We start from the raw sequence: 21,957 nt of genomic DNA, 5'->3' as shown, positions 1-21,957 counted from the left end.
TGTCTGGCAACACCCGTCTCTCATAATTTCTCGAAGTTGACCTAGGTCAAAGCTGAAGCGTCACAGGCAGATTACTAAACGTCGAGTTCACCATTCAGACAGTCCAGACCAACCCAAAAATCTCGCACTGAATGAAGTGCATTTAGAATTGTCTAAAAGCAATGAAGCGACGGAAATCATCATGAGCCCTGCGCCTCTCGTCCAATCCTTCCTCATTCATCTCGTGCTTGTCGAAGCAGCGAAGACGCGCGTCATTTGCTCGGTCGCAAGGGCATGAGCGCCAACTCCATCGACAAGAGGCAGGCACGATGACCACCGCATTCTTCGATACGGGATCGGAAGTCAGACGAGAGGCGGAGACCGACGTCACCGACAGCTCAATCCAACCGTCTTCCCCAAAAGACCGGCCGCCAAGGACAATGCGCGCCAAATTATCACCGGCCGCCCTCGTGCAAACGCTGGCGACACTCCTCTGGATACCCCAAGCAGCCTTGCTTGCCAGTGGAATAGGCGTGATCGCTGACGGACATAGCATAACGGCAACGGCGGTACCGGCGCTGTTCGTCTTTCTCCTTGGCGCCTTGCGTGCCGGGCTGGATGCCTTGGGCGGACGTTTGGCCTTTCAAGCCGCGCGCGCAGAACTGAGCCGGCGGCGCGAGATTGCCGTTACGGCACTCGCCGCCCGATCGCCACTGGACAGCGATCGTCCAGCGTCCGGTTTTGCCGCAAGTCTCGTCGCCGAGCAGGCTGAAACCATCGTGCCCTATCTCGCTCGCTTCCGACCGGCGCGGCTGAAAGCAAGTGCCGTCCCACCGGTCATCCTCATCTGCGTTGCACCGGTTTCCTGGGTTGCAGCCCTCATTCTGCTCTTTACGGCGCCACTGATCCCCGTGTTCATGGCCTTGATCGGTTGGCGAGCCAAGGCCGCAAGCGAAAAGCAACTGGCCGAGACCGGCGGGCTCAATGCTTTTCTCCTCGACCGGCTGCGCGGCCTTGCCACTATTCGCGCGCTCGGCGCCGTCGATCGCACCGCCTTGCGACTGCGGGCTGATGCAGAACAGCTCAAGATGCGAACCATGGCTGTGCTCAAGATAGCCTTTCTATCCTCGGCAGTTCTGGAGTTGTTCGCCGCTCTGGGCGTTGCCGCAATGGCCGTCTATGTCGGCTTCAATCTGCTCGGCGCAATCGATGTCGGCACGTGGTCCGGCAGATTGAGCCTGACCCAAGGTCTGTTCATTCTCCTGCTGGCTCCGAGCTTCTTCGAGCCTCTGCGAGAACTATCGGCGGTCTGGCACGACCGGGCAGCCGGAGAGGCAGCCCTGGACGCTCTCGACGCACTATCCAGCACTGGCATGACGTTGCCTGGCTGGCGCGATGAAAAGGTGGCGGAAACCAGCCGTGATCGTACGCTGCCGTCAATCAATGTCGAACGGCTCTGTTTCCGGCATCAGGCTGAACAAATGCCTGTTTTCGACGGTTTCAGCCTGGCGATCGCAGCCGGTGAGCATGTGGCTCTCCTCGGAGAAAGCGGTGCTGGCAAGACAACGATGCTATCGTTGATTGCCGGTCTGGCCCTTCCAGAGAATGGCCTGATCCATATTGGCGCAGAGCGCCTTGACGACACCTGCGCCGCAATGCTGCGCCGCCGGATGGCTTGGATCGGGCAGCGGCCGCATATTTTTGCCGGCACGATCACCAGCAACATCACGCTCGGCCGACCCGAAGTCGGCCCGCACGCGGTACAACGAGCGATTGACCTCGCCCATCTGCGGCGAACTGTGACCCAGCGTGGCGTCACGTCCATCGGCGAAGGCGGGGCAGGTCTGTCCGGTGGCGAGGCCCTGCGGCTAGCGATTGCCCGTGCCGCCGCGGCCCCACATATCGACATCATCCTCGCAGACGAGCCGACCGCGCATCTCGACAGCGAAACCGCACGCGAAATCACCGAGGCATTATTGGTAGTTGCTCGCGGACGGACACTCGTTGTTGCCACACACGACCCGGTTCTGGCCGCAAGGATAGGCCGGCTAATCCATATCGACGCATCGGTCCGGGAGGAAGCCGCATGAGGTCGACATTCCCCGCTCTTTATACCATCTGTCGGCTTTTCCTGGCGGCGCGCGGACGCGTATTATTGCTCGGCGCGCTGCTGTCGGCCCTTACCGTGCTTGCCGGCATCGCTCTGCTCGGGCTCTCGGGTTGGCTCATTACGGCGACTTCGCTTGCCGGCCTGACGGCAACGGCCATCACCTTCGATGTCTTTGCCCCGTCCGCCGGCATCAGGCTGCTGGCGATCCTTCGCACCGCTGCACGCTATGGCGAACGGGTGACTACCCATGACGCGACGCTCAGTGTTCTTGCCGCGCTTCGCGAAAATCTGTTTCGCGGTTGGGCGGCACCCAGTGCAGCAACAATGTTGATGCGCAGGCCTGCCAAGCTGCTCTTCCGGCTGACGGTGGACATCGATGCGCTCGACTCTCTCTATTCGCGCATTCTGGTGCCGGCCGCCGTCGCCATCGTCTCCGCTCTGGCGGTCAGCATCGCGCTGATGCTGCTCTCGGTCCCGTTCGCGCTGCTCGTTGGCCTATGGCTTGTCGCTGCCGGTCTTGGCATTCCCGCCCTTGCAGGACGTCTAGCGCTGAAACCGGCACGGCGGCGTGCGCATGCGATAGAAGCGCTGCGCTCGCGCGCCATCGATCTCGTCGCCGGACAGACCGAACTCGTCATGGCCGGCAGATTGCAGGCGCAATGCGCGGCGCTCGCTGTCGCCGATTATCGTTTGCGAGAGGCAGATGATACGCTGAACCGGATCGAAAGCGGTGTTGTCGCCGGCTTCGGCCTCGCCTCGGCTGCGCTGCTGTCCGGCACTTTGCTGGCGGTCACCACCCTGGCCGAGCGGAACCTTATCGGTGCGCCGGTTGCCGCTCTCGGCCTGCTGGTAGCCCTTGCAGCGCTCGAACCTTTTGCAGCGCTGCGCCGTGGGGCGCTGGAGCTCGGTCGCACCGTGCTTGCCGCTCGGCGCCTTTCCCCTCGTCCGATACACACTGCTCACCCGCCCGCACATTCTATGCCGGAAGACGGGCTTGCCATCCAAGTCTCCGGCGTCTCCGCCCGATATGACGGAGCCGCGATGGCGTCGCTGGAGAATATCACGCTGTCTCTGGCATTGGGCGAGCATCTCGCAGTGATTGGCCCGAGCGGAGCCGGAAAGTCGACCCTGTTTGCCATCGTGGCCGGCGAACTCGCCATCGAACGCGGCGTGGTCGAAACCGCTCCGGCGACGATGCTCACCCAACGCACGGAGCTGTTCCAAGACAGTCTGCGGGATAATTTGCGCCTTGCTGACCCGGATGCAGACGACGAGATGCTCGACGCGGCGCTTGCGAATGCCGGCCTCCTGGAAGACGTACTGGCCCTGCCGAAAGGCCTCGACACCCGCCTCGGCGAAAGCGGGCTTGGCTTATCCGGCGGACAATCCCGTCGCCTGGCGCTTGCTCGCATGTTCCTGCGTGACACGCCGATCTGGCTTCTCGACGAGCCGACTGAAGCGCTCGACCGTGAAACGGGACGTGACGTGATGCAACGCATTGCCGACCGCAGCCGCGGCCGCTCGCTGGTTATCGCCACGCATATTCGCCGTGAAGCCGAGATCGCCGACCGAATCGTCCTTCTCGATCAAGGTCGTATCGTCACGAATGTGCGGCGGGGAGACGCTGAATTCGACGCAGCACTCGCACGGCTAAGGCAGGACTGACGCGGCCGAGCGATCACTCATAACCGCAGCTCATCCAAGGCTGCGGTGCATCAAACACCGCAAGGGGTGGGAGAAAGACTATGGAACTCGATATCGTGGCGCTGTCGCGCCTGCAGTTCGCCATGACGGCGCTGTATCATTTCTTATTCGTGCCGCTGACGCTCGGCCTTTCCGTGCTGCTTGCCATTATGGAAACGACCTATGTCATGACCGGCCGCCAGATTTGGCGGCAGATGACGAAGTTCTGGGGGACACTCTTCGGCATCAACTTCGTACTCGGCGTTGCAACCGGCATCGTGATGGAATTCCAGTTCGGGATGAACTGGAGCTATTACAGCTACTACGTTGGCGATATTTTCGGCGCGCCGCTGGCGATCGAAGGATTGATGGCCTTCTTCCTCGAGGCGACTTTCGTTGGCCTGTTCTTTTTCGGCTGGGATAGGCTGTCGAAGGTCGGCCACCTGGTCGCCACCTGGGCTGTTGCGCTTGGCTCGAATTTCTCGGCGCTGTGGATCCTGATCGCCAATGGCTGGATGCAGAACCCGGCCGGCTCGGCGCTCAACCCGCAGACCATGCGCATGGAGATCGTCAGTTTCTTCGATGTCGTCTTCAATCCGGTGGCGCAGGCAAAGTTCGTTCACACTGTCTCGGCGGGCTATGTCTGTGCCTCGGTCTTCGTGCTCGGTGTCTCGGCCTGGTATCTCCTGAAGGGCCGCAGCGTCGAGCTCGCCAAGCGTTCAATGACGGTTGCCGCATCCTTCGGCCTGGCTTCGGCGCTGTCAGTCGTCGTGCTCGGTGACGAAAGCGGCTATCTGACGACCGAGCATCAGAAGATGAAGCTCGCAGCAATCGAAGCCATGTGGAAGACCGAACCGGCGCCGGCTGCCTTCACCGCTTTTGGCTTCCCGGATCAGGAGGCCCGCGAGACCCATTATGCCATCCACATTCCATGGGCCATGGGCCTGATCGGGACGCGATCGCTGACGACGGAAATCCCTGGCATCGACAAGCTCGAGGAACAGGCCAAGGACCATATTCGCGAGGGCATCAAGGCCTATGATGCGCTGATGAAGATCCGTGCGGCAAAGCCGGCAGCGCCCGGAGAAGTTTCGCAGGATGTCGCAACCGCGCGCACCTCCTTCGAGGATATGGGCCACGAGCTCGGCTATGCCCTGCTGCTCAAGCGCTACGTCGACGATCCACGCCAGGCAACGGAGGAGCAGATCGCGCAAGCGGCTCGCGACACCATTCCAAATGTGCCGACGCTTTTCTGGTCGTTCCGCATTATGGTCGGGCTCGGCCTGTTCTTCATCCTGCTGACGACGGTCTTCTTCTGGCTCTCGGCACGACGGAAGCTGGATCACTATCCGCTATTGCTGAGCATCGCGGTCTTCGCCATTCCCCTGCCCTGGGTCGCCATCGAGCTTGGCTGGGTCGTGGCGGAATTCGGCCGCCAGCCCTGGGTTATCGAAGGCGTGTTGCCAACCGCCGCTGCCGTTTCCAATCTTGGAGCTGTTAGCGTGCTGATCACGTTGCTTGGTTTCGCGGCGATCTACACGGCGCTGATCGTTATCGAAATGAGTCTGATGGTGAAAGCCATTCGCAAAGGCCCGCAACTGGGCGACGAACCAGAAGCCGACCTCACCTCCAAAACTCTCATTCCTGCTGCGGAGTAACCACCATGATCCTTCATGAGTTGATCGACTACGAAACCCTGCGCGTCATCTGGTGGCTGCTGCTCGGCGTGCTTTTGATCGGCTTTGCCGTCACCGACGGCTTCGACCTCGGCGTTGGCGCGCTCCTTCCCTTCGTCGCCAAGACCGATACGGAGCGACGCATCGCCATCAATTCCGTCGGCCCGACCTGGGAGGGTAACCAGGTCTGGCTGCTACTCGGCGGCGGCGCGATCTTCGCCGCCTGGCCGCCGCTTTACGCCGTGTCCTTCTCCGGTTTCTACCTTGCCATGTTCGCCATCCTCTTCGCACTCATCCTGCGGCCGGTTGCGTTCAAATACCGCTCCAAACGCGAGAGCGCCCGCTGGAAGACAGGCTGGGATTGGGCGCTGTTTATCGGCGGCTTCGTTCCCTCGCTGATCTTCGGCGTTGCGGTCGGCAACGTGCTGCAAGGCGTACCCTTCCGCTTCGATAATGATATGCGGATCTATTATGAAGGCTCGTTCTTCGGCCTGCTCAATCCCTATGCCCTACTCTGCGGCCTCCTTTCTGTCGCCATGCTCGCCATGCACGGTGCGGCATGGCTGCAGCTCAAAACCAGCGGCGTTGTCGCGGAACGCGCACGCAGCTATGGCAGCCTGGCGGCGCTTGCGACGATCGTGCTTTTTGCCCTTGGCGGCCTTGCTCTCTGGTACGGCGTCGACGGTTATCGCATTACCAGCCAGATCGATCCGATCGGGCCGTCCAATCCGCTCCTGAAGACGGTCGATCACGGCAGCGGTGTCTGGTTTGCAAATTACGGCAGCCATCCGTGGATGATAGCCGCTCCGATCTTCGGCTTCATTGGTGCCATCGCCACGCTGCTGTCGATGATTGCTCGCCGTGAAGTGGCGCCCCTGCTCTTCAGCAAGCTCGCCATCTTCGGCATCATCTCGACGGTCGGCGTCTCGATGTTCCCCTTCATCCTGCCTTCTTCACTCGACCTCCGCTCCAGCCTCACGGTCTGGGACGCGTCCTCAAGCCATATGACGCTGTTCGTCATGCTGATCGCAGTGCTGATCTTCCTGCCGATGATCCTGGTTTACACCGCGTGGGTCTATCGCGTGCTGTGGGGCAAGGTCGACGAGGAGATGGTCAACGACAAGAACGGCCACGCCTACTAACCCCCATACAAGGAGAAAGAACATGTGGTATTTCGCCTGGCTTCTCGGCTTCCCGCTTGCCGCCGCCTTCGCCGTCCTCAACGCCATGTGGTACGAACTCGTGGACGACAATACCGAGAAGAACAAGCGTGGATAGTACCCCGGCGGCCGGGCACGTCGCCCGGCCCATGCCCACCAATCGATCCCTCTGCCTGATCAATTGAAAGACGCCTCCCGTGCTCACCAGTTCGCTTGCCCGTTACACTCAACCCGTGCCGCGTTACACCAGCTATCCGACGGCGCCGCATTTTCACGACGGCATTGACGGCGCGTGCTATGCCAGATGGCTTGGCGAGACGGATCCACATAAACCCGTTTCGCTCTACTTGCATGTGCCCTTTTGCGATCGGCTCTGCTGGTTTTGCGGCTGTCATACCAAGCAGGTACGACGCTACGATCCCGTTGACGATTATCTGGACGCGCTTGGGGAGGAGATCGCACTTGCAGCGCGGATTCTTCCGAGTCGGCGGCGTGTGAGCGCCGTCCATTTCGGTGGCGGCTCGCCGACCGTGATCGAGCCTGAGGACATCGGCAGTCTTCGTGCGAAACTCGATGGTGCTTTCGACCTGGATCCGGATTGTGAGATCAGCGTCGAGATCGACCCGCGCAATGCGGACCATGATAAGCTCGAAGCTTGGCACCGCTTTGGCATCACGCGTGCAAGCCTCGGCATCCAGGATTTCGATCCCGACGTTCAAAGGGCAATCAATCGGCCACAAAGTTTCGAGCAGACACAAGCCGTCGTGGGAGCCTTGCGCAACGCCGGCATCGGCTCAATCAATCTCGATATTCTCTACGGTCTGCCGCTACAGACAACGGAGACGCTGCGACGGACTATCGATCTCGCGGTGTCGATGCGGCCCAATCGTATTGCACTCTTCGGTTATGCGCATGTCCCCTGGGTGAAAAAACACCAAAGCCTTATCGATCAAGATACCCTTCCCGGTCCGGCCGAGCGGTTCGACATGGCAAGCGGTGGTGCCGCTCAATTGGTGGAAGCCGGCTATATCGCACTCGGTCTCGATCATTTCGCCGACCAGGACGACAATCTTGCCACTGCTGCCAGCGATGGAAGGATGAGACGCAATTTCCAAGGATACACGACGGACGATGCTGAGACGCTGATCGGATTTGGAGCATCTTCGATCGGCAGGCTGCCACAAGGCTATGTCCAGAACTCGGTTTCTGCTGCGGACTATATCCGCAAGGTCAGAGCCGGCGAGCTTCCTACTATGCGCGGCTTCGCACTTTCGCCTTCCGATCGCATCATCGGCAGGTTGATCGAGAGCCTCATGTGCAATTTCTCCTTCTCCCTCTCCGATCTGAAGCGAGCTTTCGGAGCCGAGGTCGACGCTTTCTTGGCAGAGGTTGAAGACGTTGCAGCGGTAGAGTCCGACGTCGTCCACTTTGATGGGGATGTATTCTCAATGAAGCCAGAGTGGCGGCCCTTTGTCCGCACGATTGCCTCCCGCTTCGATCGCTATCTGGCAACCAACAAAGCGCGCCACAGCGCCGCCGTTTGAATGCAAAAAGTTAATCGAGCAGCTCACGCAGGCGGATAGCAAGTTGGCGGGCGGTGTAGGGTTTTTTCAACCAACTGCCAGCCTCCGCCAATTCGCGACCGGCGATCGTGGGTTCGGCATAGCCGGATGTGAATAGCACCTTGATTTCAGGGCGCATGGCCCGGATTTTATGTGCCAGTTCATCCCCAGCCATGCCGCCCGGCATGACGACATCAGTAAACAGCAATGCGATGTCGTGATTCTCCTGGAAAAGGGCCAGGGCCTCGGTTCCATTGCCTGCCTCAAGGACACTGTATCCGGCATCGAGAAGCCGGGAGACGGTGACGCGGCGAACACGAGCATCGTCCTCGACGACGAGGATACGCTCGAAGCCTTTTGGAATCATGTCAGGCTTCTTGTCGTCTGCATGAACTGGCTCCATTTCCGTTCGTGCCTTTTGAGCAGGCAGGAAGATGCGAACGCTCGTCCCTTGGCCGATCTCGCTATAGAGCTGGACAAGGCCACCTGACTGCTTGGCAAAGCCATAGACCATGCTGAGGCCAAGCCCAGTACCAGCCCCCATGCCCTTTGTCGTAAAGAACGGCTCAAAGGCACGCTCCCTCGTCTCGCTCGACATGCCAACACCGGTATCGGTCACTGCAATCAACACGTATTCACCGGTCCGGACCTCCGGATACATGCGTGCGTAGTCAGCATCGAGCCGCTGGCGAGAAATCTCTATCGACAAAAGCCCACCGCGGGGCATCGCATCCCGTGCGTTGATGGCGAGGTTAAGGAGAGCATTTTGCAATTGAGAGCCATCGACAAGTGCTTCGTTCGCCGAACCAGTAATGACGGTTCGCAATTCGATCGCCTCGCCCAATGTGCGGCGCAAGAGATCGGAAAAGCCGGATACAAACCTCCCCACGTCCATAAGCTTGGGATTGAGAGGCTGGCGACGACCAAAGGCAAGGAGTTGAGCGGTAAGCTTCGCCCCGTCCTCGGCCGCTGCCTGTGCCTCGGAAACCAACGACAGCAACTTCGGATCCTGCAGCCGCGCCTCGATCATTTCCAGGTTGCCGCTGATGACGGTGAGCAGGTTGTTGAAGTCATGGGCCAGGCCGCCAGTCAATTGGCCTATGGCTTCCATCTTCTGTGATTGTCGAAGTTCCTCTTCGATCTTGTGGCGGCTCGTCAGGTCACGGACGAAGCCGGTGAATATTCGTTTGCCGTTGGCGATCGCCTCGCCAACTGACAATTCCATCGGAAAGACCGTGCCGTCTTTGCGTCGGCCACTGACCACGCGGCCGTACCCGATGATGCGGCGCTCGCCGGTCGTCAGATAATGCGAGAGATATCCATCATGGGCCTCGCGGTCTGGCGAAGGCATCAGCATCGAAACGTTTTTTCCCTGCACATCCTCCGCCGAATATCCAAACAGCTTTTCCGCAGCGGTGCTGAAGGACGCGATCACTCCTAATTCGTCGATCACAATCATCGATTCGGGGACGGTCGCCAGAATTGACCGCAGATGAGCCTCACGCTCGGCCAGATCCGCCTGTATCTGCTTTAAGTGACTGATGTCATTATTCGTTTGAACGATGACGTGTTGGTCTGGATCGGCAGAGGATGCCGCAACCCAACGGCTCGTCACGACGACGGGCCTGCCGTCCTTGTGTAGATGCACAAGCTCCCCCTGCCAAGCAACCTGCCGGGCGACCTTGCCGCGGATTTCCTCGAGAGGCTCCGGGAAAATAGTCGACAGCAACTCATGAACCACCCGGCCAATGGCCTCCTGTTGGGTCCAGCCGTAGAGCCGCTCGCATCCCGACGTCCACCTGCGGATAATTCCGTCGAACGTGTGCACGACAATATTCGCGCTATCGAGGATCTGGGCGATTTCGTCCAACCTGGTTTCCGCGGCCTGCTGTCCTGAGGGCTGATCGATCATCGAACTTCCATTTGCATTCGGTTAGTGGCGCCGCCGGGCATCATCCAAGGAAATGACGGGCGAATAGCGATCGTCGCATTCATCACCCTCTCCCGCCAGATGTGCAAGCATCCTGGCCTTTAAAATGCGGATGGAATGGCGACCCGCGGGACCGACGATACCCTTGTTTGTCAGCCTCGTCATGGTTCGGGAAACTGTTTCGATCGTGAGGCCCAGATAGTCGGCGATATCGAGACGGGTCATCGGAAGATCAACGACACTGCATGAGCGATCCTGTTCTCGTTTCCGCTGCAGCTGCTGCAGCAAGAAGCTGCAAAGCCGCTCTTCGGCATTTTTGCAGGACAGCAACACCATTTGATCCTGGGCTGCCGCCATTTCGTCGCAGAGACGGGCAAGAAGTTGCGGCCTCAGTTCCGGCGAATTGCCGACCGTATCCTCGAAGGCTCTCCGGGAGAAACGGCGCAATCTGACAGGGGTTACGGCTTCGGCGCTATAGAGATAGTGATTTCTGAGGGAAACGCCGACAAGATCGCCCGGGTAGAGGAAGCCTGTGATGACGCGCCTGCCGTCCGCCATGATCTTGAAAATGCGCAGAACCCCCTCTACCAGCTCAAAGAGCTGTTTTGCCTGGTCGCCCTCGAAGAACAACGTTCCGCCGGCATCCAATTGTTCCAGTGGTTGCTTCGAGAACAGTGATTGAAGACAGGTCGGTTCGGTATCGAAGGCAACGACAACCTCATTGTAACTCTGAGCTCGCTCAGCGCTCTTTGCCGACAACATGACAATCCCTCTCAAATGTTGTTCCGATGCCGTGTAGATTGTTGCCTTCCGAGTGACAGCCGAATGTTACGCGTGTTAGAGATCGTGCAATTTTGTAACGGATTGTCACAGGTCGCAGCCCGTCTTTACTGGAACCCTTGCAATGGCACTCGATCAGCAGCGGCGTGAACATCTTCTGGTCGTGGACGACGACCCCAGAATCCGTCAGATGCTGACACGCTACTTCGAGGACGAAGGGTATGTCGTAAGCACTGCATCGAACGGCCCTGAGATGCGAGCGTCTCTGCAGCAAGACAATTTTGATATCATTCTATTGGACTGGGTCCTGCCCGGTGGCGAGGACGGATTGGACCTTGCCCGCGAAATCCGCAGCCAGTCGGACATTCCGATCATCATGCTGACCGGTCGCGACGATGTTGTCGACAGGATCGTCGGAATTGAGGTTGGCGCCGACGACTACATCGCCAAGCCCTTTCATCTCAGGGAAGTGCATGCTCGCCTCAAGTCCATTCTTCGCCGCCGACAACCGGCGGCAAAAGCTCAGGAAACCGAACCCGGTGACGTGTTTCGTTTCGAGGGCTGGCAGCTCGATATCGGCAAACGGCAGCTTCTCTCACCGGCCAAAATCGAAATCGAATTGACCACCGGCGAATTCGACATGCTGGTCGTGTTCGCGCGCCATGCCGGGCGGGTGCTCAACCGCGAATTCCTCATGGAATCGACGCGCGGCCGGAATCTGGAGGTGTACGATCGGACGATCGATGCCCAGATCGCGCGACTGCGCAAGAAGATCGAGGCCGATTCCACGCATCCACAGTTGATCAAATCGATACGCGGTGTGGGTTACGTCTTTACCGCAAAGAGATAAAGGCGACCTCGCTGCGAACGAATCCTCATCGGTCCCTTTCGTTGCAGAACATCATAAGCCCGTGATCCAATCGATAAACGCGCTCCTCGTCGTGCATCTGTTCCCAATTGCCCGGATTTTGATTCCAGAATCTAATTTGGTTGTACTTGAGTTCCCTGGCCCGCGATCGAATGCTCGCCAATAGGGTTTGCGCAATGCCACGTTCATCAGCTGCACTTGCGACAATCAGAAAAATGACGTCAAGCAGCAGCCCGACGGCGGGATGATCGCAGGGCCTATAGATGCTTAGGCCCTGAATGTAGCCTCGAGGGTTGACCGCGACGAGGATTTCGTCGTGGCGATTGGCGTCGGATGCCATCCGGCGCCATGCAACCATGCCAAGGTTTGGAACTGCTGCCTGGACAAGAGGATAGGCTTGCACGATCTGATCCGGCCGCAGCGCGGCGATAACATAAGTGCCAGCCATTCTTCTTCCTTTCCAAGAATAAAGGCAATCGACCACACCTGTCGGCGGGGTCATGAGCCAATTGGGTGTCAGCGTGTCATCATCAACGGAACGGGCGTCTGCTCGAGCATGGAGCGCGTCGTCCCTCCGAAGATCCACTCACGCACCCGCGAATGCCCGTAAGCACCCATGACAATCAGTTCGGCACCGATATCGATCGCATGCTGACGCAGCACGTCCGCGACAGCACGCCCGCCGCTGGGCAAGACATCCACCGAGACCCGGATTCCATGCCGTGCTAGGAAGGTCGCGACATCGGCTCCAGGCTCTTCGCCGTTGCTGCCGATCGTCGCGGATGGATCGACCATGGCGACACACACGCTATCGGCCGCAATCAGCTGGTCCATCGCAGCCCGCACGGCCATGCTCGCCTCGTTGCGAGAGTCCCACGCAACCAAGACCGTTTTCGGGCGAAGAGAAGCGGCATGCCCTTTCGGCACAAGAAGGATCGGCGCCGGCGACCGAAACAGGGCTCCGTTCAAAATTTCCTGCCGCATGTCGTCATGGGCCAGAAAGCCGCCGCCGATCAGCGTCAGGTCGACATAGCGCGCCCGGTCTCCGATTTCATTCTCCGCCCATCCGTATTCCGTAAAGAGGCTGTTTACGTCGAATGAAACATCATCCGCCTGCAGAATGGCGTTGGTAGCAGCGACCTTCCGACGAAGATCTTCCGTCTGACGCTCACGCTCCTCGAACCATACCGTGGACGTCACTTCGCCATGTCCGCCGATCGGCGGAGCAGCGAGTGCCGTCACCAGCACGGACAAATGGGCTTTCGCCTCCCGGCACAATTCGATTGCGGAACGCAGATCGTCATCATCTTGATTGACGCCGATGACACTCAAAATGGTCTTCGCTTGCATGGTCACACCTCCTGTTTGAACTCGTTGTTCGATGGGCCTGAGTTTATGCACCGGCGGGCGCTGCGCCTTGATCTTGGTCAACACCCCGGATCGAAGATCGATCGCTGGCGTCACACAGCTTGATGTGGGTCAATGCAAAAGGCGGAGGCCAGCCTTAGAAGCGATGGCTGTATTCAAGCTTGGTCAAGCTCTCCGGATTGGGTGGAAACTCGGCGCAACATTTCATCGCAGCCGACTGTCTCGGCTTAATCGTTGGCAGCTGATTTCCAACCGAAGGAACCATGATGACTGACGCCAAGTTGCTGCTCACATTCAATGCGGGCTCGTCAACGCTCAAGATCGGTTTATTCCAATGTGATGTGAACGGAGCACGTCGCATCGGCAAGGGTTTGGTCGACTTCAGCAGGCGCCCGCTGTCGCTTCATCTGACGGAAGGACCGGCAGTCTTCGACACGTTCATACACGCCGAAGGCGGTGAGGATCTGCGCAATGTCATCGCCGAAACATTCGAAACACTCGGCAGGCATTTCAACATGGATGCCGTGCGGGCTGTCGGTCATCGTGTCGTACATGGCGGCGAGCGGTTCGTCGGTCCCATTCGCCTCGACGAGACTAGCATCGGCGATATAGACCAGTTGACCGCGCTCGCGCCTTTGCACCAGCCTCAGGCGCTCCGCCTGATCCGTGCGGTCAAACATCTACGACCGACGCTAGCGCAGACGGCCTCCTTCGATACAGCCTTCCACGCAACCCAGAGCGATCTAGTTCGCCGATTTGCCTTGCCCCGTGCACTGCACGATCAGGGGATCAAGCGCTACGGATTTCATGGTCTTTCCCATGCTTTCATCGCCACGGAACTACGAGCGCGCGCACCGAAGGTGGCCGCGGGCAAGGTGATTGTCGCGCATCTCGGCAGTGGTGCGAGCCTGTGCGCCCTCGATGGCGGCGAAAGCCGTGACTGCAGCATGGGATTTTCAACGCTCGACGGCATACCGATGGCAACACGCTGCGGCGCTCTCGATCCCGGCGTGCTGTTGCATCTTCTCGGGCCGAAAGGCCGGACGCTGCGCAACCTTGAGGAGATGCTCTATCATCGCTCAGGCCTGCTTGGCGTGTCGGGTATTAGCGGCGACACGCGCGATCTCCTGAAGGACGAGCGCACTGAGGCGCGCGAAGCGATCGATCTCCTTGCCTTGCGCATTGCGGGAGAAATTGGCCGTATGGCGGCAACGCTGGGCGGCCTTGACGGCATCGTTTTTACCGCCGGGATCGGCGAACACCAGCCGGAAATTCGGGCTGCGATCTGCGGTCGCCTGCGATGGCTGGGCGTCGCCCTCGACGATAATGCGAACGCCACTAGCGGGCCCATCATCAGCACATCGGCAAGCCCTGTCGCGACCTTCGTCATCGCAACGGACGAGGAGCAGATCATCGCCAATGAAGCGCTGTCAGTTTTGGCGGCTGAGTGATCCAGATCAACCGCCTATCGCGTGGTTCGCGGTAGGCTGACGAATGACCATATTGAATTGGAGCGACCACATGGATAAGCAGCCAAGCGCAACTTTTGCGCATCCACTCAACGCCGCCGAACTCGACCTCATCGATCGCTATTGGCGCGCCGCCAATTACCTCTCGGTCGGCCAGATCTACCTGCTGGACAATCCGCTACTGCGCGAGCCGCTACAGGCCGGGCATATCAAGCCGCGCCTGCTTGGCCACTGGGGTACGACACCAGGGCTCAACTTCATCTACGCCCACCTCAACCGGATCATCCTCGATCGCGATCTCGATATCATCTATATTTGCGGGCCTGGCCATGGCGGCCCCGGCATGGTCGCCAACACCTATCTCGAAGGCACCTATAGCGAAATCTATCCGGACATTTCCGAAGATGCGGACGGCGTGCGCAAACTGTTCCGTCAGTTTTCCTTTCCCGGCGGCATTCCCAGCCACGCCGCCCCCGAAACTCCGGGATCGATCCACGAGGGCGGCGAGCTCGGCTATGCATTGGTTCATGCCTATGGCGCCGTCCTCGACAATCCCGACCTGATCGCCGCCTGTGTCGTCGGCGACGGCGAAGCTGAAACCGGTCCGTTGGCCGCCAGCTGGCATTCCAACAAGTTCCTCAATCCGGCCCGCGACGGCGCCGTGCTGCCCATCCTCCATCTCAATGGCTACAAGATCGCCAATCCGACCATCCTTGGTCGCGACACCGACGAGGACCTGCGTCATCTCTTCATCGGCTATGGCTACGAACCGTTCTTCGTCGAAGGTTCTGACCCGCACCATATGCATCAAGCGATGGCTGCGACCTTTGAACAGGTCTTCGACCGCATTCGCGCCATCCAGACTGAGGCCCGCACCGGCGCTCCCGGCAATTTCTGCCCGCGTTGGCCAATGATCGTGCTGAGAAGCCCGAAAGGCTGGACGGGACCGAAGGAAGTCGACGGCAAGAAAGTCGAGGGTTTCTGGCGGGCGCATCAGGTGCCGGTTTCCAACTGCCGCGAGGACGCCAGCCATCGAAAAATCCTGGAAGACTGGATGCGCAGCTATGATCCGCAGGATCTTTTCGACGCCGACGGGCGCTTGAAAGAGGAATTATCTGCACTGGCGCCGAAAGGGAAACGCCGCATGGGCGCCAATCCAAATGCCAATGGCGGGCTGCTGCGCCGTGAACTCGTTGTGCCTGATCTTCGCAACTATAAGGTTGCCGTCGAGGAGCGCGGCCGAACAATGGCGCAATCAACCGAGGTCCTTGGCCATTATCTGCGCGACATCCTGACCCTCAATGCCGATCACGCCAACTTCCGCATCTTCGGCCCAGACGAGACGGAATCCAACCGTCTCGGTAGCGTCTTTGAAGTGACCGACCGTGTCTGGATGGAGGAGATGAAACCCTATGACGTTAGCCTTGCCCGAGACGGCCGGGTCATGGAGGTCCTCAGCGAGCATCTATGCCAAGGATGGCTGGAAGGTTATCTGCTCACCGGGCGCCATGGTCTGTTCTCCTGCTATGAAGCCTTCATCCACATTATCGATTCCATGTTCAACCAGCATGCCAAATGGTTGAAGGTGTCGCGCGAACTGCCATGGCGCAAACCGATTTCCTCGCTGAACTACCTTCTGACTTCGCACGTTTGGCGACAGGACCATAATGGCTTCAGCCATCAGGATCCGGGGTTCATCGATGTTGTTGCCAACAAAAGAGCCGACACCGTGCGCATCTACCTGCCGCCGGATGCCAATACGCTGTTATGGACCGGGGATCACTGCCTGAAAACCTATGACCGCATCAACGTCATCGTCGCCGGCAAACAACCGGAGCTGCAATGGCTGTCGATGGATGAAGCGGCGAAGCATTGCGAAGCCGGCATCGGCATTTGGCATTGGGCCTGTAACGAACAGAACGCGATCGAACCGGATGTGGTCATGGCCTGCGCCGGCGATGTCCCCACCATGGAGACGCTCGCTGCCGTCGATCTTCTCCGCCAGAATATCCCGGAATTGTCGATCCGCGTTGTCAACGTCGTCGATCTGATGGCGCTGCAATCGAGCGAACAGCATCCTCATGGTCTCGCCGACGAGATCTTCGACGGCTTTTTCACACCGGATCGGCCGGTCATCTTCGCCTATCATGGCTACCCCTACCTGATCCACCGCCTCACCTATCGGCGCACCAACCACCGCAACTTCCATGTCCGCGGCTTCATCGAGGAAGGAACCACGACGACGCCCTTCGACATGACCGTTCTCAACGAGCTTGACCGCTACCATCTTGCCATCGAGGCGATCGAGCGCGTGCCGGGTCTCAAGGAAAAGGCACGGGATGTGATCCAGCTTTTCCGCGACAAGCTCGAAGAGCACGGTCGCTACATTCGCCAATACGGTGAAGACATGCCGGAAATCAGCAATTGGAAATGGCCCTATGGCGACAATGGGGATCGTTTGTCCTGAAGCGATGCTTCATCGAGGGACCGGGATCGGCTCCAGCATGGTAGGTGACGTTGTCGTAAGCATTCAAACACGATCTACTAGACCCATTCGAACGAGGCTGTCATTGGACTGAATATTGAGCGTTGATCTATGTCATGGTCGGCATTGCCGTTACGGCTAGTCTCGCCTCATCAACTTTGAAATGGATGAAGGAGACGAGTGATGATTGCAAAGACAATGGCGGCGGCGGTCGTGCGCCGGTTCGGTGAGCCGCTTGTGATAGAGCATGTGCCGGTGCCGGTTCCCGGACCGGGCGAGCTTCTCGTCAAGGTCATTGCCTGCGGTGTTTGCCATACGGACCTCCACGCAGCGGACGGCGATTGGCCCGTGAGACCGTCACCGCCGTTTATTCCAGGCCATGAAGTTGCCGGCGTCGTCGCGGCGCTTGGGCCGGGAGTGACCGATTTCAAGGAAGGCGATCCGGTCGGGGTCGCTTGGCTGCATGACGCCTGCATGCGGTGCGAATATTGCGAGACAGGCTGGGAGACCCTGTGCGAGCACCAGCATGATACCGGCTACAGTTGCGACGGCGGCTTTGCCGAATATGTCATCGCCTCGGCGGCCTTCACCGCACGGCTTCCGGCCAACGTTGATTTTGCGCAGATCGCCCCTATTCTGTGCGCTGGCGTCACCACCTACAAAGGACTGAAGGAAACCGAAGCCCGTCCGGGCGAATGGGTGGCAATTTCCGGCATCGGTGGCCTCGGCCATATCGCAATCCAATATGCAAAGGCGATGGGCCTTAAGATCGTGGCACTCGATGTCGCACCGGAGAAGCTAGCTCTGGCGGGTGCGACGGGCGCCGATGTCGCGATCGACGCCCGGTCGCCTGACGCAATAGCCGACGTCCTTAAGGCGACCGGCGGCGGAGCACACGGCATTCTGGTAACAGCCGTCTCGCCGCCGGCCTTCTCCCAGGCACTCCAAATGGTGCGCCGCAAAGGCACGGTCGCCCTCGTCGGCCTGCCGCCGGGCGAATTCCCTACCCCGATCTTCGACGTTGTGCTCAAGCGAATCACCTTGCGCGGCTCGATCGTCGGGACGCGCCGCGATCTGGACGAGGCCATTGCCTTTGCAGCCGACGGCAAGGTCAAGGCGGATATCACCAAAGCGCCGTTAAGCGACATCAATGCAATCTTTGCCAAGCTCAAGGCCGGCAAGATCGAGGGTCGAATGGTTCTGGATTTCACCATGCCGATCACGACCGCGAAGCCGGTAACAGATGGTAAATTGTTTCAGGTGTGAGACGCCTCCGTCTGAGGACTATATCGCGTTGCCGACTTGTCGACAGCGCGGTACAGATATGTCCATTTACCACGAACCTTCACATAGGTTTCATCGACCCGCCAACTCGTCGATTGCGGCCGGCGCAGCCGCTTTTCAATCTTTGGCGCACATTTCTGGGCCCAGCGATATATCCTAGAATGATCGACGGACACACCGCGCCCGCCTATCATCTGCTGGATGATCACGGTAACTCACCCGTAGCGGCGATACCGGCGCACCGCCCACAAGATCACCTTGCTCCGAAAATGGCGCCGTTTAACATCGCTCATCAAAAGTATTCGTTTGATGTGATGGGATCAGGACCCGCGACCTTGGTATCAAGAAAACTCCCTCTATGCGAGCTTCGTCAGCAAGCCAAAGGCTTGATCTAGCTGAAATTTTCTGCAGTTTATTGAAACTCTTTTTTCGCTAATAAGTCTTCGATCCGATTTCGTATGTCACCGTTAGGTTCGATTTCCTTCAGCCGATTTAGGGCAGCTAAGGCTTCCTGAGGCCAGTCTCTTCGATCCCACTTTGGCCGAGGCCAAGGGTTTCCCTGCTCCAGCGTCGGGGTCGTCGCCAGATCGTCGCGATTTTCGATCATCAGGCAGTGCGATGCCTTGAGAATGGGCGCCCGTTCCCCGGCCGTCTTGCTCGCCTGAAGCTTCTTCGCGATGTCGGCCGATCTGATCGCCTCCTCCGTCTCCGCGGCGCCGAGATCGGAGACCGGGCATGACTGGCGGAAAAGCGAGGGATCAGCGAGCTTCATATAACGACTTTTCAGCAGAACACGTGAGCAGCACCGGGATCGAATTCGAGATGAACGCTGTCGCCGCGGCTCAACTGCGAAATCGCCTCATGCCCAAACGGCAGGCGCACCGACAGGGCTTCGCCGGTCGCCGTCTGCGTTGCCACATGCACGTTGTTGCCGAGGAAGGTGATGTCACTGACGGTGGCGCTAAGGCCTTTGCCCTCACTATTGCCGTGTCCCAGCCGAATGCGCTCAGGCCGCAGCATCAGCGCCGCCTTGCTGCCGGAAGCCGCGCGGCCATGCACGGGAATATGCTCGAACACAGCTTGGCCACCGAGCGAGATCGTCGCCTGACCATTGCCCGACGACAACAGGACGCAGGAGATGAAATCGCTATCGCCGATGAATTCAGCGACAAAACGCGTGCGCGGATTGGCGTAAAGTTCCGGGCCGGTGCCGATCTGATCGATGACGCCCTTGGAGAAGACGGCGATGCGATCGGACAGGCGCAGCGCCTCCTCCTGATCGTGGGTTACATAGAGGACCGTCACCTCTGTCTGCTGATGGATGCGCCTGATCTCGTGCTGGATTTCCTCACGCAATTTCTTGTCGAGCGCCGAGAGCGGCTCGTCCATCAAAAGCACCGGCGGATCGTAAGCGAGTGCCCTTGCAAGAGCGACGCGCTGCTGCTGGCCGCCCGACATCTGCGCGGGCTTGCGATCCTCGAAGCCTTCGAGCCGGACAAGGCGGAGCATTTCCCTGACCCGGCTGTCGACCTCTGCCTTGGATTTGCGGCGAACCTTTAGCGGAAAGGCGATATTCTCTCCGACAGTCAAATGCGGAAATAGCGTATAGCGCTGGAACACCATGCCGATATTCCGCTTGTGCGATGGCGTCGACAGCAGCGTCTCGCCGTTCAGCAAGATATCGCCCTCGGTTGGGCTCTCGAAACCGGCGAGGATATAAAGCGTCGTGCTCTTGCCCGAGCCGGAGGGGCCGAGAAAGGTCAGGAACTCGCCGCGCGTGACCTCGAGATTGACATCGTGAACTGCGACGACGGGACCATATTCCTTGCGGATGCCTTTGATCTTCAGGAAGGATTCGCTCATTTTTTTAGAACCTTGCGCACGGTCGCGGCCAGCGTCATCAACATGACCGTCAATAGGATGAGAAGCGTGGAGGCGGCAGCAACCACTGGCGTCAGGTCCTGCCGGAGCGTAGCCCAGACTTTGACGGGCAGCGTCTGCAGCGTAGGGCTCGCCATGAAGATCGCCACGACCACCTCATCCCAGGACGTCAGGAACGAGAAGACAGCAGCCGAGAACAATCCATGGCTGATGGCGGGCAGCGTGACCCTGATCTTCGCCTCCAGCGGAGACGCGCCGCAAAGCACGGCGGCATCCTCGATCGACTTGTCAAAGCCTTCGAGCGCGCCAGCGATCGAGAGGATGGAAAAGGGGAGCGCCAGAACAAGATGGGACAACACGAAGCCGACCAAGGTGCCGCCCAGCCCAATTCGCAGGAAGAAGGCGTAGAGAGCGACGGCGAAGACGACGACGGGAAGGATCATCGGCGTCAGGAACAGTGCCTTCAGCGCATCGCGAAACATGAACTTCCCGCGCACCAGGCCGAAGGATGTCACAAGGCCGAGCAGCACCGAAAGCACGGTGACGATCGAAGCGCTCTTGAAGCTCGTCCAGGCGGAAGCCAGCCATTGCGGATCGGAAAGCAGTTCTGCGTACCAGCGCCAGGTCCAGCCCGGCGGCGGAAAGATCAGCCATTGCGATGAACCGAACGACAAGGCTGCAATGAACAGGATCGGAAGAAGAAGAAAGGCCGCGGTCAGGACGGTGATGGCAAGCAGCACATATTTCCACCAGCCGAGACGATCGAAATTCAGCAGCATCTCAGCGTCCTCCCGTGCTCTGAACGCCGAAGAGCCGCAGCTGGACGGCATAGAGCGTCAAAGTGACGACGAGCAGGACGAAGGCCGCCGCGCCGCCCATGCCCCAATTGACGAGTGATTGCACGAACTGAGCGATGAGTTCGGCGAGCATCATGTTCGCGGTGCCGCCAAGCAGCGACGGCGTGACGTAGTAGCCGAGCGACATGACGAACACCATCAAGGCCCCCGCCATCATGCCGGGAGCGGCAAGCGGTATCAGAATGCGAGTGAGGCACTGCAGACGGCTGGCGCCACAGAGTGCCGCCGCCTGTAGCACGGCCGGATCGATCTTCCTGATGACGCCGTGGAGCGGCAGGATGATGAAGGGCAGCATAATATAGGTCATGCCGATCGTCACACCGGTCAGGTTGTTGACGAGGGCAAGCGGCTTGTCGATCAGGCCCATGCCGACGAGCATCTTGTTGATCAATCCCGTGCGCTGCAAAAGCACCATCCAGGCATACGTTCGCGCCAGCAGGTTGGTCCACATCGACAACAGCAGGATCGCAAAGACGACGGAAGACCAGCGGGACGGCATGATCGCCAGCGTCCATGCGACAGGAAAACCGATCAGCAGCGACAAGACGGTCACGACACCCGATACGATGAATGTATTTCCGAAGATCTTCAGATAGGTCTCGGAGCCCAGCAATTCCGAGTAATTGCCAAAGCCGAATGCCGGCTCCATCACGCTGCGCAAAAGCAGCGCGATGACCGGAAAGATGAAAAAGATCGCGACGAAAGCGAGAGCCGGCGCCACCTGGGCAAATCCGGTAGGCCTTGCCGCCTTGCGCGCCGGTGCGACCTCGTCCGCAACGTCTATGTATGTCGACATAGCAATCCTTTCCCATCATGGGCGCCAATGAGCAGCGATCACTACTCGCGGGCCTGGACCTCGCATTGC

At 59.2% G+C, this 21,957-nt stretch carries 18 protein-coding genes and 1 pseudogene; 10 read left to right on the top strand and 9 right to left on the bottom strand.

Annotated elements, in window-relative coordinates:
• The first annotated feature begins 308 nt into the window (after positions 1 to 308).
• The 6 genes from cydD to hemN all read left to right on the top strand — a co-directional run bounded on the left by cydD (position 309) and on the right by hemN (position 8,152).
• Complete coding sequence (gene cydD / locus DQ393_RS02050) at positions 309 to 2,069, top strand: thiol reductant ABC exporter subunit CydD (RefSeq protein WP_112340152.1); 1,761 nt, start codon at positions 309 to 311, stop codon at positions 2,067 to 2,069.
• On the top strand, positions 2,066 to 3,754 hold the full coding sequence (locus DQ393_RS02045; RefSeq protein ID WP_112340151.1) for an amino acid ABC transporter ATP-binding/permease protein: 1,689 nt from the start codon (positions 2,066 to 2,068) through the stop codon (positions 3,752 to 3,754). The genes cydD and DQ393_RS02045 overlap by 4 nt, the downstream gene beginning before the upstream one ends.
• Positions 3,755 to 3,834: 80 nt before the next feature.
• On the top strand, positions 3,835 to 5,430 hold the full coding sequence (locus tag DQ393_RS02040; RefSeq protein ID WP_112340150.1) for a cytochrome ubiquinol oxidase subunit I: 1,596 nt from the start codon (positions 3,835 to 3,837) through the stop codon (positions 5,428 to 5,430).
• 5 nt (positions 5,431 to 5,435) lie between these two features.
• Positions 5,436 to 6,590 carry a cytochrome d ubiquinol oxidase subunit II gene (cydB, locus tag DQ393_RS02035; protein ID WP_112340149.1) on the top strand — a complete coding sequence of 385 codons (1,155 nt, stop codon included), beginning with the start codon at positions 5,436 to 5,438 and terminating at the stop codon, positions 6,588 to 6,590.
• A gap of 22 nt (positions 6,591 to 6,612) precedes the next feature.
• Positions 6,613 to 6,726, top strand: coding sequence for a cytochrome bd-I oxidase subunit CydX (cydX, locus tag DQ393_RS02030; protein WP_112338802.1), 114 nt, complete (start codon positions 6,613 to 6,615; stop codon positions 6,724 to 6,726).
• Between the two features lie 79 nt (positions 6,727 to 6,805).
• The gene (gene hemN / locus DQ393_RS02025; RefSeq protein WP_112340148.1) at positions 6,806 to 8,152 is read left to right on the top strand and encodes an oxygen-independent coproporphyrinogen III oxidase; all 1,347 of its coding nucleotides are present in this window, start codon (positions 6,806 to 6,808) and stop codon (positions 8,150 to 8,152) included.
• Between the two features lie 10 nt (positions 8,153 to 8,162).
• Here hemN and DQ393_RS02020 read toward each other — a convergent pair whose 3' ends face one another.
• Positions 8,163 to 10,082: a hybrid sensor histidine kinase/response regulator gene (locus DQ393_RS02020; RefSeq protein ID WP_112340147.1), complete on the bottom strand. Its 1,920-nt coding sequence runs from the start codon at positions 10,080 to 10,082 to the stop codon at positions 8,163 to 8,165.
• 21 nt (positions 10,083 to 10,103) lie between these two features.
• Positions 10,104 to 10,862: a Crp/Fnr family transcriptional regulator gene (locus DQ393_RS02015; RefSeq protein WP_112340146.1), complete on the bottom strand. Its 759-nt coding sequence runs from the start codon at positions 10,860 to 10,862 to the stop codon at positions 10,104 to 10,106.
• Positions 10,863 to 11,004: 142 nt separating this feature from the next.
• Between DQ393_RS02015 and DQ393_RS02010 the strand changes: the two genes are divergently transcribed.
• The gene (locus DQ393_RS02010) at positions 11,005 to 11,730 is read left to right on the top strand and encodes a response regulator (RefSeq protein WP_112340145.1); all 726 of its coding nucleotides are present in this window, start codon (positions 11,005 to 11,007) and stop codon (positions 11,728 to 11,730) included.
• A 25-nt stretch (positions 11,731 to 11,755) separates the two neighbouring features.
• Here DQ393_RS02010 and DQ393_RS02005 read toward each other — a convergent pair whose 3' ends face one another.
• On the bottom strand, positions 11,756 to 12,196 hold the full coding sequence (locus DQ393_RS02005; protein WP_112340144.1) for a hypothetical protein: 441 nt from the start codon (positions 12,194 to 12,196) through the stop codon (positions 11,756 to 11,758).
• Between the two features lie 68 nt (positions 12,197 to 12,264).
• Entirely contained in the window at positions 12,265 to 13,098 is an 834-nt protein-coding gene (locus DQ393_RS02000; protein ID WP_112340143.1) for a universal stress protein, read from the bottom strand.
• 284 nt (positions 13,099 to 13,382) lie between these two features.
• On the opposite strand from DQ393_RS02000, the gene DQ393_RS01995 reads away from it, so the two are divergent.
• From DQ393_RS01995 to adhP, 3 genes are all read left to right on the top strand, one after another.
• A complete protein-coding gene (locus DQ393_RS01995) occupies positions 13,383 to 14,567 on the top strand; it encodes an acetate/propionate family kinase (protein WP_112340142.1) in 1,185 nt (394 codons plus the stop codon).
• Between the two features lie 70 nt (positions 14,568 to 14,637).
• Positions 14,638 to 17,052 (top strand): phosphoketolase family protein, encoded by a 2,415-nt coding sequence (locus tag DQ393_RS01990; RefSeq protein ID WP_112340141.1) that lies wholly within the window; start codon positions 14,638 to 14,640, stop codon positions 17,050 to 17,052.
• 201 nt (positions 17,053 to 17,253) lie between these two features.
• A complete protein-coding gene (adhP, locus tag DQ393_RS01985) occupies positions 17,254 to 18,336 on the top strand; it encodes an alcohol dehydrogenase AdhP (protein ID WP_112340140.1) in 1,083 nt (360 codons plus the stop codon).
• Between the two features lie 35 nt (positions 18,337 to 18,371).
• Here the strand turns inward: adhP and DQ393_RS01980 are convergent.
• The 5 genes and pseudogenes from DQ393_RS01980 to DQ393_RS01960 all read right to left on the bottom strand — a co-directional run.
• Positions 18,372 to 18,647 (bottom strand): annotated as a pseudogene (locus DQ393_RS01980) (DDE-type integrase/transposase/recombinase); the annotation flags it as partial.
• Positions 18,648 to 18,766: 119 nt separating this feature from the next.
• Positions 18,767 to 19,126, bottom strand: a complete 360-nt coding sequence (locus tag DQ393_RS34270; RefSeq protein ID WP_112340139.1) for an aldehyde dehydrogenase family protein — start codon at positions 19,124 to 19,126, stop codon at positions 18,767 to 18,769.
• 11 nt (positions 19,127 to 19,137) lie between these two features.
• A complete protein-coding gene (locus tag DQ393_RS01970; RefSeq protein ID WP_112340138.1) occupies positions 19,138 to 20,217 on the bottom strand; it encodes an ABC transporter ATP-binding protein in 1,080 nt (359 codons plus the stop codon).
• The gene (locus DQ393_RS01965) at positions 20,214 to 21,014 is read right to left on the bottom strand and encodes an ABC transporter permease (RefSeq protein ID WP_112340137.1); all 801 of its coding nucleotides are present in this window, start codon (positions 21,012 to 21,014) and stop codon (positions 20,214 to 20,216) included. Before DQ393_RS01965 ends, DQ393_RS01970 begins: the two co-directional genes overlap by 4 nt.
• A 1-nt stretch (position 21,015) precedes the next feature.
• Positions 21,016 to 21,888 carry an ABC transporter permease gene (locus DQ393_RS01960; protein ID WP_112340136.1) on the bottom strand — a complete coding sequence of 291 codons (873 nt, stop codon included), beginning with the start codon at positions 21,886 to 21,888 and terminating at the stop codon, positions 21,016 to 21,018.
• Between the last annotated feature and the right edge of the window lie 69 nt (positions 21,889 to 21,957).

The organism is Martinezella tropici (assembly GCF_003287875.1).
GTDB classification, from domain to species: Bacteria; Pseudomonadota; Alphaproteobacteria; order Rhizobiales; family Rhizobiaceae; genus Rhizobium; species Rhizobium tropici_C.
Note: the sequence above shows the minus strand (reverse complement) of the source record. Positions and strands in the feature narration are given on the sequence as shown.